The sequence below is a fragment of the Lysinibacillus sp. RU7 genome, assembly GCF_057837305.1.
Window position 1 is genome coordinate 39,087 of the sequence record NZ_JBYQFK010000032.1, and the last position, 14,616, is coordinate 53,702.

Annotated in this window: 14 protein-coding genes; 13 read left to right on the forward strand and 1 reads right to left on the reverse strand. The window is 39.8% G+C overall.

The features are described from left to right. The first annotated feature begins 235 nt into the window (after positions 1–235). The 3 genes from AC3II9_RS18730 to AC3II9_RS18740 are packed head-to-tail and all read left to right on the forward strand — an operon-like array spanning position 236 to position 2,849. Positions 236–1,003, forward strand: coding sequence for a type III pantothenate kinase (locus tag AC3II9_RS18730; RefSeq protein ID WP_489157890.1), 768 nt, complete (start codon positions 236–238; stop codon positions 1,001–1,003). A gap of 18 nt (positions 1,004–1,021) precedes the next feature. Then, positions 1,022–1,906 carry an Hsp33 family molecular chaperone HslO gene (gene hslO / locus AC3II9_RS18735; RefSeq protein ID WP_489157892.1) on the forward strand — a complete coding sequence of 295 codons (885 nt, stop codon included), beginning with the start codon at positions 1,022–1,024 and terminating at the stop codon, positions 1,904–1,906. Further along, positions 1,890–2,849, forward strand: coding sequence for a peptidyl-prolyl cis-trans isomerase (locus AC3II9_RS18740; RefSeq protein WP_489157894.1), 960 nt, complete (start codon positions 1,890–1,892; stop codon positions 2,847–2,849). Before hslO ends, AC3II9_RS18740 begins: the two co-directional genes overlap by 17 nt. Before the next feature lie 142 nt (positions 2,850–2,991). Here AC3II9_RS18740 and AC3II9_RS18745 read toward each other — a convergent pair whose 3' ends face one another. Beyond that, positions 2,992–4,110 carry an S-layer homology domain-containing protein gene (locus AC3II9_RS18745; protein ID WP_489157896.1) on the reverse strand — a complete coding sequence of 373 codons (1,119 nt, stop codon included), beginning with the start codon at positions 4,108–4,110 and terminating at the stop codon, positions 2,992–2,994. 278 nt (positions 4,111–4,388) lie between these two features. On the opposite strand from AC3II9_RS18745, the gene cysK reads away from it, so the two are divergent. The 10 genes from cysK (at position 4,389) to lysS (ending at position 13,652) form a co-directional block, all read left to right on the forward strand. Continuing rightward, positions 4,389–5,324 (forward strand): cysteine synthase A, encoded by a 936-nt coding sequence (cysK, locus tag AC3II9_RS18750; RefSeq protein WP_489157898.1) that lies wholly within the window; start codon positions 4,389–4,391, stop codon positions 5,322–5,324. Between the two features lie 829 nt (positions 5,325–6,153). Further along, the gene (locus AC3II9_RS18755; protein ID WP_489157900.1) at positions 6,154–7,566 is read left to right on the forward strand and encodes an anthranilate synthase component I family protein; all 1,413 of its coding nucleotides are present in this window, start codon (positions 6,154–6,156) and stop codon (positions 7,564–7,566) included. Next, positions 7,563–8,135 carry an aminodeoxychorismate/anthranilate synthase component II gene (pabA, locus tag AC3II9_RS18760; protein WP_489157902.1) on the forward strand — a complete coding sequence of 191 codons (573 nt, stop codon included), beginning with the start codon at positions 7,563–7,565 and terminating at the stop codon, positions 8,133–8,135. The genes AC3II9_RS18755 and pabA overlap by 4 nt, the downstream gene beginning before the upstream one ends. Before the next feature lie 14 nt (positions 8,136–8,149). Next, positions 8,150–8,998, forward strand: a complete 849-nt coding sequence (gene pabC, locus AC3II9_RS18765; protein ID WP_489157904.1) for an aminodeoxychorismate lyase — start codon at positions 8,150–8,152, stop codon at positions 8,996–8,998. A gap of 2 nt (positions 8,999–9,000) precedes the next feature. Next, positions 9,001–9,864: a dihydropteroate synthase gene (folP, locus tag AC3II9_RS18770; protein ID WP_489157905.1), complete on the forward strand. Its 864-nt coding sequence runs from the start codon at positions 9,001–9,003 to the stop codon at positions 9,862–9,864. Positions 9,865–9,875: 11 nt separating this feature from the next. Continuing rightward, a complete protein-coding gene (gene folB / locus AC3II9_RS18775; protein WP_489157907.1) occupies positions 9,876–10,244 on the forward strand; it encodes a dihydroneopterin aldolase in 369 nt (122 codons plus the stop codon). Then, on the forward strand, positions 10,241–10,762 hold the full coding sequence (gene folK / locus AC3II9_RS18780; RefSeq protein ID WP_489157909.1) for a 2-amino-4-hydroxy-6-hydroxymethyldihydropteridine diphosphokinase: 522 nt from the start codon (positions 10,241–10,243) through the stop codon (positions 10,760–10,762). Before folB ends, folK begins: the two co-directional genes overlap by 4 nt. After that, complete coding sequence (locus AC3II9_RS18785) at positions 10,714–10,917, forward strand: helix-turn-helix domain-containing protein (protein WP_391375721.1); 204 nt, start codon at positions 10,714–10,716, stop codon at positions 10,915–10,917. Before folK ends, AC3II9_RS18785 begins: the two co-directional genes overlap by 49 nt. A 19-nt stretch (positions 10,918–10,936) precedes the next feature. Continuing rightward, positions 10,937–11,956 carry a tRNA dihydrouridine synthase DusB gene (dusB, locus tag AC3II9_RS18790; protein WP_489157910.1) on the forward strand — a complete coding sequence of 340 codons (1,020 nt, stop codon included), beginning with the start codon at positions 10,937–10,939 and terminating at the stop codon, positions 11,954–11,956. 193 nt (positions 11,957–12,149) lie between these two features. Further along, on the forward strand, positions 12,150–13,652 hold the full coding sequence (lysS, locus tag AC3II9_RS18795; RefSeq protein WP_489157911.1) for a lysine--tRNA ligase: 1,503 nt from the start codon (positions 12,150–12,152) through the stop codon (positions 13,650–13,652). Positions 13,653–14,616 lie beyond the last annotated feature (964 nt).

Below are 14,616 nucleotides of genomic sequence, written 5' to 3' on the forward strand. Positions count from 1 at the left end.
TATAAAGTGATGCATATTAGCAACAGTGTAGAAAAAAATGCATAACAGTAAAGACGTGAATTAAATGGCTATAATATAATGCTTTCTAAATATAGTAAAAAAAGGTCATTAATTTTTGTTATGAATCGAATGCATAAGTCCAACGGTAGAAAATGAGTACGTGTACTGTACTATTATCTAGAGAATGTTATGTGTTATGATTTCTCTAAATGGACTTGATAGGTGTGAGTGACAAATGATTTTAGTACTTGATGCAGGGAATTCTAGTATTGTGCTGGGTGTATATAACAACGACCGCCTTGCATTCCATTGGCGTATGGAGACAAATCGTCATAAAACGGAAGATGAATACGCTATGCAAGTAAAAGCGTTCTTTGTACATGCAGGCATCTCATTTGACCAGATTACAGGAATTATCATATCCTCAGTTGTACCGCCAATAATGTTTGCGCTTGAAGAAATGTGTCATAAATATTTTCGGGTAAAGCCGATTATTGTTGGACCTGGTGTGAAGACAGGGCTTAATATTAAATATGAAAATCCGCGTGAAGTAGGGGCTGATCGCATTGTCAATGCTATAGCCGCTTTGCATGAATATGGTGAACAATCACTGATTATCGTTGATTTTGGTACGGCCAATACGTACTGTTATATTAATGAAAAAGGTGAATATATGGGAGGAGCCATTGCCCCGGGCATTGCCATCTCAACGGAAGCGCTGTATACGAAGGCGGCGAAATTACCGCGCATTGAAATTGCTAAGACGCCACATATTGTCGGGAAAAATACTGTATCGGCAATGCAAGCAGGTATTTATTATGGCTTTGTTGGGCAAGTCGAGGGCATTGTAAGTCGTATGAAAGCACAAAGTAAGACAGATCCGCTTGTGATTGCAACTGGTGGATTGGCCAGCTTAATTGCAAATGAAACAAAGATGATTGATATAGTCGAACCATTTTTAACGTTAAAAGGTTTATATATCATTTATAAAAGGAATCAATAAGAAATGAGGAATGACATCATGGGAGATTATTTAGTAAGAGCTATTGGCTATAACGGTCAAGTACGTGCATTTGCTACACGTACAACAGAAACAGTAGGAGAAGCGCAACGTCGTCATAATACATGGCCAGTCGTTTCAGCAGCATTAGGTCGTTCAATGACGGCTGCCGTGATGATGGGCGCGATGCTAAAAGGTGAGGACAAGCTAACGGTCAAAATTGAAGGAAACGGTCCAATTGGTCCTATGATTATTGATGCGGACGCGAAAGGCGATGTGCGCGGCTATGTAACAAATGGCCAAGTACACTTTGATTTAAATGAATACGGCAAACTGGATGTACGTGCTGGGGTAGGAACAGAAGGTTTTATGACGGTTGTAAAAGACCTCGGACTGCGCGATATGTTCTCTGGTCAAACGCCGATTGTTTCAGGTGAAATTGCAGAAGATTTCACATACTATTTCGCAACGAGTGAACAAGTGCCTTCATCCGTAGGGCTTGGTGTGTTAGTAAATCCAGATAACAGCATTCTTGCGGCGGGTGGCTTTATTCTACAGATTATGCCTGGTTGTGAAGAAGAGACAATTGAATCAATCGAAAAGCATTTAAGTACAATTGAGCCTGTTTCAAAAATGATTGAAAAAGGGATGACACCAGAGCAAATTTTAGAAGCGGTTCTAGGTGAAGAAGGAAATGTCCAAATTTTAAGCACAATGCCGGTACGATTCCAATGTCAGTGTTCGAAAGAGCGATTTAGTGCAGCAATTCTTGGTTTAGGTGTGAAGGAAATTCAAGACATGATTGAGGAGCAAGGTGAAATTGAAACACAATGTCACTTCTGTCTACAAACATATGATTTTTCTGAAGCGGAATTGCAAGGGTTAATTGATGAAATCAATGCATAACAATAATAAATCCGTACCACCTACACCAACCAATGTACCACTAACGCAACGTCGATTAAAAACGAAGCCTGCTTTAACAGTAATGGGTATTTTATTACTAGGGAATATATTTTGGTTTATGCTATGGATTTGGCCATCAGGAAGCGACAATCAAGGCGGCGAGGAAATCGCCGCTACGATTGATGGTGAGAAAATTACACGCCAACAATGGCTTGCTGAAATAGAAAGCCGATATGGAAAAGAGACATTGAAAGATTTAGTCAATGAAGCTGTCATGGAAAAAGCAGCTAAGAAATATGACATTAAAGTTACAGAAGATGAAATTGATTTAGAAATAGCGCTCATGCGTTCAGCACAAGATACGAATGATACAGAAAACTTAACAGAAGAACAACTACGACAAAAAGTACGTGCGCAGTTAATTTTAGAAAAGGTATTGGCAAAAGACATTATTATTGAAGAGGAACAAACATCTACATACTATGAAGAAAATAAGTCTTTATACAATATCCCGACTTCATATCGTACAAGCATGATTGTCGTAGCGTCGAAGGCAGATGCCCAAAGCGTTGAAAAAGAATTAGCTAGTGGTTCAGACTTTTCGGTATTAGCTCGAGAACGTTCGTTAGATGCAGCATCAGCCAGTCTAGGCGGCGATATCGGCTTTATTACAGAGGAACAAGATACGGTTGATGCTGCGATTGGACAGACGGTTGCCAAGTTAAAAAAGGATGAGACAAGTAAGCCGATAAAGCTAAGCGATGGCCGCTATGCATTAGTTCAATTGCTAGAAACGATAGAAGGGCAATCTTTTGCTTATGAAGAAGTAAAGGAGCAAATTGCACGTGAAATGGCGATGGAGCAATTATCTGCTACGATTACGCCAGAAGCTTTCTGGGCAGATTTTGATGTGACTTGGTTTTACGGCGAAGAAAAGAAATAGTGAAATCTAGTACGAGTGCACGCAAAAGCTTGTGTTTTTTAATAAAAATAAGGCACTTTCTGTTCAAATGAACGGAAAGTGCCTTATTTCTTTAAAAGGAAGGATAATAGGAAGGCCCTTATATCCCATTTAGTTTTTTAGGCTAATTATTAGCGATAGCTTCAGTTAACATGTCTTCAAAGTTCTCTTCATCATAGACAATATTATAAATTTTCCAAGTTCCGTCTGCTGTTTTCTTTAAATAGGCAGTGCCTGACAAGTCCATTGTCATTTCAAAAGACATGTCCGGTTCATTCATGGAAACGTGAACTTTTAGATTGTCTACTTTCACTGCTGCAAAACGCTTATTTAAGGAAACAATGCTGCTTGAATGCTCACCTACTTGTTTCATGGTAATGGAACCAGATGAATAGTCAGGGTCATCTAGTGTACTCAGGTTATCAAGTGAATAGGCTAGATAATAACCGACTGTTGTTTCGCGATAAAGAGCTTCTAACGCTTCACGGTTTTGTTGTTCAGATTGTAGTGATAACTCTTCTGTGACGTTACGATTAACAGTTTGAATCACTGAAAGTTCGTCTTCTGCATTACCAGATTCTAGATGTAATGCACGGTCAATCATTAATACGGCATGAGAACGTTTCGCGAAATTACTCGGTTTGAACTCGGCTCCATAACCGTTTACAATTCCGACACTTGCTATTTTGAGAATGGCTTCATAAGCAAAGTTTTTTTGAGTAACATCTTTGAAAGTTTTTTCTGTTGTTGAAAAATCCACCGTCGCATTGAATGCACGATAAATCATAACAGCCATTTGAGCACGTGTAATCTTATCATTTGGTTTAAACGTTCCATCTACTTTTCCAGTAATAATCCCTCTACTACTAGCGATTTGAACATAGTCATAATACCAATCTGAAGAATTTACATCCGGGAACGTTTTTTTGATGTCCCCACTCGTTAAATGCATAGCATTAACTAAAATTTTTGTGAATTGTGCACGGGTAATAGTATTTTCTGGTTTTAAAAGAATGGATGTATATTCATATTCTTCCCCATCCTCTTCATAAACCCCTGTTTCTTCATATCCATCTATGATATCTGCATACAAAAAGCGTTCTAATTGTTCATATGCTCCATGCCCGTAATCTACATCATCTATGTAATATTGATCAATGGTTTTTTCTGCTGCAAAAGCAGGTGTTATAGAAGGAAGACTAAAAGTAACAAGTAAAACTAATAAAATACGAACTGCCTTCAATGATTTGACCCCTCTCCTTATGTCTTTTTAATGCATGAATTATATTACTTTATATTAATTTAAAAGAATACAAGAATAATATGGGAATAACGTAAGTCTGAAATATAAAAAGCGCCCCTTTTCTAGTACTGTGCTGCTTTGTATATATTTTTAATTGTTCTGAAAATTTATTTTAAAAGTACAGCCTATTACATTGACAATGGTTTGGTAAATTGTTAAGATACAATTAATAAAAACCTATTTACTTGGTAGGGATTAAGAGAAGGGAAGATGTGAATATGAGTAAATTAGCCAATTCTGTAGCGGAATTAGTAGGACGTACACCGATTGTTAAATTAAACAATGCAACAAGTGAAAATGAAGGGACAGTATACGTAAAATTAGAATACTTCAACCCAGGTTCCTCAGTAAAAGACCGTCTTGCATTAGCGATGATCGAAGCAGCTGAAAAAGACGGCACATTAAAGCCAGGTGGCACAATTATTGAACCGACTTCAGGAAATACAGGTATTGGTCTTGCAATGATTGCTGCTGCAAAAGGTTATAAAGCCATTCTTGTAATGCCAGAAACAATGTCTTTAGAGCGTCGTAATTTATTACGTGCATATGGTGCACAATTAGTATTAACACCTGGTCCCGAAGGGATGAAAGGTGCTATTGCCAAAGCAGAAGAATTAGCTGCTTCTGAAGGCTACTTCTTACCACAGCAATTTAAAAACGAAGCAAATGCTGAAATTCACCGTTTAACAACAGGCCCAGAAATCGTGGAAGCATTTGCTGCAGAAGGTTTAAAATTAGATGCATTTGTAGCAGGTATCGGTACGGGTGGTACAATTACAGGTGCTGGGGAAGTGTTAAAAGCGCAGTTCCCAGAAATCGAAATTATTGCTGTAGAGCCAAAAGATTCACCGGTATTATCTGGTGGTAACCCTGGCCCACATAAAATCCAAGGGATCGGTGCAGGTTTCGTACCAGACGTATTAAACAGAGAAATTTATTCTTCCGTATTCCCAGTAGAAAACGAAGTAGCGTTTGAAACGGCGCGTAAAGTAGCTCGTGAAGAGGGGATTTTAGCGGGTATTTCTTCAGGCGCAGCGATTCATGCGGCAATCGAAACGGCGAAACGTTTAGGAAAAGGCGCTAATGTACTAGCAGTTGTACCATCAAATGGTGAACGTTACCTATCTACACCTTTATATCAATTTGAAGACTAATTGCTACTAAAGTAAGAAATATTGACATACAATGTACTTTTATTGAAATAGGAATAGAGGATTTACTCGTTTAGAACGAGCTCTCTTAGTAGGGGGTGTCCAGAAAGTGAAAACTTTCCGGGCATCCCCATTTTTCTTGATTAATAGGTACTAAGGAATTCATAATGAGCAAATTCTGAAACATATATTACCATTTAAGTAAACGTTGCTTTCCGCTCCGGCAATCGCTTTCCACGGGCGAGATCAAGCCTCCTCGTCGCTCATGCTTCACTCCTGCGGGGTCTTGATTGCCTCGCTTTTCCCGTAGGAGTCTCGTGCCTCCGCTACAAGCAACTATTGTTCAATAAAAAATGGTTTGCTCAAAACAATAAATATCCTCAGAGATTACAGGGGCTACTAGGCAACTATATGTGTAAATAGAAAGAATTAAAGAAGAAAAATATTTTTCTAGCACATAGAGAAGCATTGACTTTTGCCGTAGCGCGCCATAGCCACAGGAGCCAAGACTTGTAGGCTGTGGCAAAGCGCGGAGGCTATGATAAATACCTTTTACTATTTAAATGGTATTTTTAGGATGGAATTTTGCTCATTACGAGTAAGGAATATTGTTCGCGCGGTGTTCGCATCAACATGCCCACTCAAAATGTCTTCAGATGGTTCCTTTTTTGCATATAAGCATGGCGTTTTTAGCAGGATATCTGCATAATAAAAAACGTCACGTATACTCGTGGTAGCTAATGGAGATACCTTTCCAATATTTCCTGTTAGCTTTATTTTCATTTTTTCAGTTTAATAGTAATTACTTGTAGAACAATTGGAGGTTTTTTAGATGGGATTGAACGTTGAATCGTTATCATTTTCAATGACGAAGGACGCGTTTTTTTATAGCTTCAAAGAACAAACAGCAAACGAAACAGCCTATATATTTTTAGAAAGTGGTCGTGGCGGTCACCATTCCATTGCAGCGATGCATCCATTCGCAACAACAAAATCTGTGGAAGACGGCTTGCATATACAGTGGTGTAGTGGTGAGACAGAATTACGTCAAGGAGAAGCATTAGCACAGTTAGAGCTACTCATTAATGAATTTGGCTTACAGCGTGATAAGCACTTACCTTTCTTTCAAGGTGGGGCAATCGGCTTTATTTCATACGATTATGTACGCACAATTGAAGTATTACCTACAGTAGCAGAAGATGATTTGCAAGTGCCGGATCTGTTCTTTTATTTATTTGATGCTTGGGCCGTTCATGATGTAAAAGAAAATACCGTTACATTGATGAAATTATCGACAAGCAATGTGGATTTACAACAGTGGGCGAGTGACTGGCAATCTCAAGCGGACACAGGGCTAGACAAGCGCCTGTTTGACCAAGAAAAGGCTGTTGAAATAAAACCAGATGAAAGCGAATTAACCGTATCATTTTCAGGAGAAGCGTTTGAAGGCGCCGTACGAAAAATTCAACATTATATTGGGCAAGGTGATGTGTTCCAAGTGAACTTGTCGGTTCGTCAAGCAAAGCAGTTACAAACGACACCGATGACGATGTATGAAGCCGTACGCTCATTTAATCCATCACCATATATGGCGTTTATCGCAAACGAAGAGTTTGCGGTTGTGAGTGGCTCACCCGAATTACTCATTAAGCGAGATGGGAAAGAGCTTTCTACTCGTCCAATTGCGGGAACACGTCCGCGCGGCAAATCGGATGAGGAGGATATGGCATTAGCAAATGAACTCATTCACCATGAAAAAGAACGTGCAGAACACGTCATGCTCGTAGATTTAGAACGCAATGACCTTGGAAAAGTATCTGCATATGGGACAGTAGAAGTCAATGAATTTATGGTCATTGAGCGTTACTCACATGTTATGCATATTGTATCCAATGTGCGCGGGGAGTTAGCGGATAACAAGTCTAATACAGACGTGATTCGTGCTATGTTCCCAGGCGGCACGATTACAGGGGCACCTAAAATTCGGACGATGGAAATTATTGAAGAGCTAGAGCCAGTAAGACGTGGTTTATATACAGGATCGATTGGGTGGATTGGCTATACAGGTGATATGGAATTAAATATTGTCATTCGTACAGCGTTCATTCAAGGCGATATGGCATATATCCAGGCTGGTGCTGGGATTGTAATTGATTCGATTCCTGCGAATGAATTTATCGAGTCATTAAATAAAGCAAAAGCAATGTGGCAAGCAAAAGCAATGGCGGAAGGAGTATCATCATGATTTTAATGATTGATAATTATGATTCATTTACGTATAACCTGGTGCAATATTTAGGTGAGCTAGGAGAAGAATTATTGGTGAAGCGTAATGACGAGGTGACGTTAGATGAAATTGAAGCGCTTGCGCCCAAAATGATTGTCATTTCGCCGGGCCCATGTACGCCAAATGAAGCGGGTGAAAGTTTACGCATTATTGACTATTTTGCAGGGAAGATTCCTATTTTAGGAGTTTGTTTAGGGCATCAGGCGATTGCGCAAGTGTTTGGTGGTAATGTTATAAGAGCAGAAAGATTAATGCACGGAAAAACATCCCCTGTACATCATGCAGGTATTGGTTTGCATCGAAAGAATGCGAATCCATTTACGGCAACACGTTATCATTCATTAATAGTAGAGCGTGAATCCATCCCAGACTGTCTAGAGATTACAGCTTGGACGGAAGAAGGAGAAATTATGGGTATTCGTCATAAAGAGTATCCAATTGAAGGTGTACAATATCATCCTGAATCGATTATGACAGAAGACGGGAAACAATTATTGCGCGAATTTATCACGCTATATTGCAAGTAAGGAGTTGGAAAAGTATGCTTTGCTGGATGAATGGACACTATATCGATGCTAACGAACTACGTATTTCGCCATTCGACCATGGTTTTTTGTATGGCCTTGGATTTTTTGAAACATTTCGCACATACGACGGGAAAGTACCGTTTTTAGAAGAGCATATGGCACGTTTAAATGAAGCACTTGACCATTTTCATATTAAGTTGCCGTATACAATGGCAGATGTTCAACAAGTCATTCAGCAGTTAAATGAAGCGGAACGAGGGGACGGCTACTTCCGATTCAATGTCTCCGCTGGTGTGCATGATATTGGGTTACAGCCAACGACCTACAATGCCCCAACTGTCATCGTATTTCGTAAACCGTTAGTGGAGCGTCCACGGGGCAAAGGAAAAGAAGCGATTTGGCTAAAAACACCCCGTAACACAGCGGAAAGTGAACTGCGCTTTAAAAGCCATCACTACGGGAATAACGTGTTAGCTCGGTTTGAAGTCCCTAACTTAGCAGAGTATGAAGGGATTTTTCAAACAGCAGATGGCTTTGTAGCGGAAGGTATTACATCGAATATCTTTTGGGTGAAAAATGATATACTTTATACGCCATCCCTTGATACAGGGATTTTAGGTGGCATTACACGAAAACAAGTGCTACACATTGCTCGGAAGCTTGGCTTGATTGTAAAAGAAGGCAAGTATCGGGCAGTGGAACTGGAGCAAGCAGATGAATGTTTTGTAACGAATGCTGTGCAAGAACTTGTCCCTATCGATAAAATAGGTGATTGCTATTTTACAGGTGCGACGGGACAAGTATATAAACAGCTGCATCAAGCATATATAGATCGAATTTTACAACGGATAAAGGGAGAATAGCGATGTTACAACACTATCCGAAGCCACTAGTTATAAACGGTATTACGCTAGACTATACAAAAGAGACTTTTATTATGGGCATTTTAAATGTAACGCCTGATTCATTTTCAGATGGTGGTCAATATAATTCCGTTGAAGCAGCCATTGCGCAGGCGAAAAAAATGGTAGCAGACGGTGCTAAAATTATTGATGTGGGCGGTGAGTCAACACGTCCTGGTTACGAGCGTATTTCAGATGAAGAAGAAATCGCACGTGTTGTGCCCGTAATACAGGCACTTGTACGTGAAGTGCCGGCTATCATTTCGATCGATACGTATAAATCGGCGGTAGCGCGTGTAGCGATTGAAGCGGGTGCGCATATCATTAATGATATTTGGGGGGCAAAAGCTGATCCTGAAATGGCTTATGTGGCAGCGCACTATCATGTGCCGATTATTTTAATGCACAACCGGAACAATACAATCTATCAAAATTACTGGGCAGATTTTAAATCAGATATTGCGGAAAGCATTGCCATTGTGAAGCGGGCAGGTGTACCCGACACACATATTATTGTAGACCCAGGTATTGGCTTTGTTAAAAATTTAGAGCAAAGTATGGAAACGATGCAACGTTTAGATGAACTATCCGCAATGGGCTACCCCGTATTACTAGCGACTTCTCGCAAGCGGCTCATTGGCTCTATTTTAGATTTACCAGTAGATGAACGTGTAGAAGGGACAGCCGCAACGTGTGCATATGGTGTGATGAAGGGCTGTCATATTATGCGCGTGCATGATGTGAAGGAAGTAGCGCGTACGGTAAAAGTGATGGATGCCCTTATAGGGAAATTTATAGTAGAGGGCGAACTGGCCCTAAGACATTAGGAGCGTAACGTATGGATTATATTCATTTAAGAGATATGCAATTTTTTGGTTATCACGGTGTGTTGCCGGAAGAAACAGTTTTAGGGCAACGTTTTCGTGCCTCTGTATCGTTAGCGGTAGATATCCAAAAAGCTGGGCAAACAGATAGCTTAGAAGATACAGTGAGCTATGTAGGGGTGTACGATATTTGCAAGGAAGTTATTGAAGGTAAACCGTTTAAATTGATTGAAGCTGTTGCTGAAACGGTCGCGAGCCAGATTTTATGCCGCTATGAAGGACAAGTAATGGGCTGCCGCGTAGAAATTATTAAACCAGATCCGCCAATTCCAGGACACTATAAGGAAGTAGCGGTGGAGATTGTGAGAGGGCAGTTTCAATGAATGTCGTGTATTTATCCATCGGTACTAATATGGGGGACCGCGAAGACAATTTAAAGTTTGCTGTAAAACGTTTAGCGGAAACAGCAGGTGTAACGGTGGAAATGGTTTCCGCTATCTATGAAACAGCACCAGTTGGCTTTATTGATCAAGCATCATTTTTAAATATCGCAGTACGTCTGACAACGCGTTTATCTTCATTTGACATGTTGACCGTATGCCAGCAAATAGAGCAAGAGCTAGGTCGCGTACGTGAGTTTCGCTGGGGTCCTCGCATCATTGACCTTGACATTTTGCTGTATAATCACGAAAATATTGAAACAGAGAGCTTAATTGTGCCGCATGCAAGCATGTTCGAGCGTGCGTTTGTTCTTGTACCGTTAGTGGAGATTAGCGACTGCAGTACAGAACAGTTACGTTTAGCACATGAAGCACTCCAATCAATGGATATACAGAAAGAAGGCGTCGTGCAATGGAAGAAGAGCGTTTCGGTAGAAGAATTCGTGCGTTCCGAAAATTAAAGCGTGTGCAGCAAGTGGAATTTGCGAAGCGTATAGGTGTTTCCACAACCGTTTTAGGGCGGATTGAACGGGGAGAGAAAATCCCTTCTACTGAACAACTTCAACAAATTGCGGATGAACTTAATATAGATGTACAGGAGTTAATGGTTAAATAACTTCAAGGAGGACAAAATGATGGTAAACGATCAACAAAAGTCGTTTCAAATTGCAGATATTGTGTTAGATAACCGCGTTGTATTAGCCCCAATGGCTGGTATCTGTAACTCGGCTTTTCGTTTGACGGTAAAAGAATTTGGTGCAGGTTTAGTCTACGCTGAAATGATTAGTGATAAAGGGCTTGTATATCGCAACCAAAAAACGTTAGATATGCTTTATATAGATGAACGTGAAAATCCGCTTTCGCTACAAATTTTTGGTGGTAATAAGGAAACGCTTGTAGAGGCTGCGAAATATGTAGATCAAAATACAACAGCGGATATTATCGATATTAATATGGGTTGCCCAGTCAATAAGATTATTAAATGTGAAGCGGGTGCCCGTTTATTATTAGATCCAAATAAAGTATATGAAATGGTTGCAGCGGTAGTTGATGCTGTAAAGAAGCCCGTTTCGGTCAAAATGCGTATAGGTTGGGATGACGAGCATATTTTTGCGATTGAAAATGCGCAAGCCGTTGAACGTGCGGGTGGCGCAGCAGTAGCTGTTCATGGCCGTACACGTGTGCAAATGTATGAAGGTAAGGCAGATTGGAACATTATTAAGCAAGTAAAAGAAAGTGTGAACATTCCTGTCCTTGGTAATGGGGATGTCGAAACACCGCAAGATGCAAAGCGCATGCTGGATACAACAGGAGTCGATGCTGTAATGATTGGACGCGCGGCATTAGGGGACCCGTGGATGATTTATCGTACGGTACAATATTTAGAAACAGGTGAATTAAAGGAAGAACCATCTGTGGCAGAAAAAATTGATGTATGTCTACTTCATTTTGAACGTTTACTTCAATTAAAAGGTGAAGTCGTGGCTGTACGTGAAATGCGCAAACATGCTTCGTGGTACTTAAAAGGCATTCGTGGCAATGGGAAAGTCCGCAATGCCATTAATCAGGCGGAAACAGAAGCAGAACTACGCATGTTATTAACGGGTGTTGTAGCAGAGTACGAAGCAGAGTGTGCACAAATGGAAGTAATCTAATGAAGAGTGTCACGTCGGTGGCGCTCTTTTTAGCAAATAATAATGATGTGAGCTCGCTCTATTGTGGAGCGGGCTATATTTTTAAATGTATTTTTCTTGAATTCACTCGAAAGAGATGAATCGCATACTAAATTTGTGTACAATAAGGAATTATGGACAAAAAACGCATATATTGCGGATGATTCAATAAGGAGTGACAAACGTGTCAAATATAGAGGAATTAAACGACCAACTTTTGGTTCGTCGCCAAAAGATGACGGATATTCGCGAAGGCGGACTTGACCCATTCGGTAGCCGTTTTGAACGCACACATTTATCAAATGAAGTAAAGCAAGAGAACGAAGCGTTTACAAAAGAGCAATTAGAAGAGGACCTACGTGAAGTTGTGATCGCAGGTCGTATTATGACAAAGCGTGGTAAAGGGAAAGCAGGATTTGCTCATATTCAAGATTTAGGCGGTCAAATTCAAATTTATGTACGTAAAGATGCAATTGGTGAGGAAGCGTACGAGCTATTCAACAAAGCAGATCTTGGGGATATCGTCGGTGTGAAAGGGAACGTATTCCGTACACAAGTAGGAGAATTATCAGTAAAAGCAACTGAATTTACATTCCTAACAAAATCACTACGCCCAATGCCAGAGAAATTCCACGGCCTAACAGATGTAGAGCAACGCTACCGTCAACGTTACCTGGACTTAATGACAAATGAAGAAAGTAAAGAAACATTCATCGTCCGTTCGAAAATTATTCGTGCTATTCGTAACTATTTAGATAACCATGGTTACTTAGAAGTAGAAACACCGATGTTACACACAATTGCAGGTGGTGCAGCGGCTCGTCCGTTCATTACACATCATAATGCACTTGATATGGAACTTTATATGCGTATTGCGATTGAGCTTCACTTAAAGCGTTTAATCGTAGGTGGCTTAGAGAAAGTATACGAAATTGGTCGTGTATTCCGTAATGAGGGCATTTCTACTCGTCACAACCCAGAGTTCACAATGATTGAGTTATATGAAGCGTATGCAGATTATAAAGACATCATGGATTTAACAGAAAATCTAATTGCACATGTAGCACAAGAAGTATTGGGTACAACAACAGTCCAATATGGTGAAGATACAATTGAGCTAGGTGTTGGTTGGAAACGTGTACACATGGTAGATGCAGTTAAAGAAGCGACAGGTGTCGACTTCTGGAATCCGATGTCTGTAGAAGAAGCACGCACGCTAGCAGCTGAACACGGTGTAGAAATTAAACCTGCACATGAAGTAGGTCACATCATCAATGAGTTCTTCGAGCAAAAAGTAGAAGAAACTTTAGTACAACCAACATTTGTAACAGGTCACCCAGTGGAAATTTCACCGCTTGCGAAGAAAAATCCAGAAGACCCACGTTTTACAGACCGTTTCGAACTATTTATCGTTCGTCGTGAACATGCAAATGCCTTCACGGAGTTAAATGATCCAATCGATCAACGTGAACGTTTTGAAGCGCAATTAGCGGAAAAAGAAGCGGGTAATGATGAAGCGCATGAAATGGATAATGATTTCATCGAGGCTTTAGAATACGGTATGCCGCCAACAGGTGGTTTAGGAATCGGTATCGATCGTTTAATCATGCTATTAACGAATTCTCCGTCGATTCGTGACGTACTATTATTCCCAACAATGCGTCATACATCTAAATAGGCAAGTGTTGTTGCGTAGTACGATAACAAACCGCTGCCTGAGGTAAAAATAGAATTACTTCATTAATTAGGAGCAAACGTGAATAAATAGGAGTCGGAGTGTAGGATATGCACTTTGGCTCCTTTTTGTTTAGCGAGGGGATAAGTAAATTAAAAGAGGATAGTGTGTGCGCTGTAACACTGTTCATAAGTTAATGGTTAAGAGTTGTTGGGAATATTGAATTAAGTTTTGGCAAAAGCATTTGTGTTAGCTATACGTGCTACATGATTCCAACTGTGGGGTTTCATTCTCCATGCTCATGCAGCCTTGCGTGAGCAAATGCATAAGTTACTCAATTATGTAAATGACAACGTCGACTTATATACTAAAATAAAGTTTCACTAGTTTAGTTTGATAAGTAAAAGTAGAATAAGGGTCGATAATATTTTTACTTAGAATTCGTTATTGCTGAATAAAAAGTTAATATAATTTCTTTATTTCTCAAAGAAGGATGTGTCAGGAATACCGATTAAAGCAGCGATATTTCGTTTAATTAAGAAGGTTGTTTGTTTTTGTTTATTGACGGAAAAAAGTTTGTATTTTTTTAATGAAAAAGGGTTGCAAGATTCGTAGATACATGTTAAATTATTAAACGTCGCCGAAACACAACGACACAAAATAAAAAAACCTTAAAAATGCTTGACTCTTTAGTTGAGTATAAGATATGATTAAGAGGTTGTTTTTTAAAAGTGTTTCATTTCGGTTAACGACTTTTTTGAAAAAAGTTGTTGACATGAAAACGAGATTCTGATAAGATATAAGAGTTGCTGCTAAGACAGCGACGAAATGAACTTTGAAAACTGAACAAGCAAAACGTTAACAATAAGTAGTCTCTTTAAGAGACAAACAATTTTGGACATCAAACATGATGCCAGCAAATTTGAGCTTACTCAAATTCTTTTATGGAGAGTTTGATCCTGGCTCA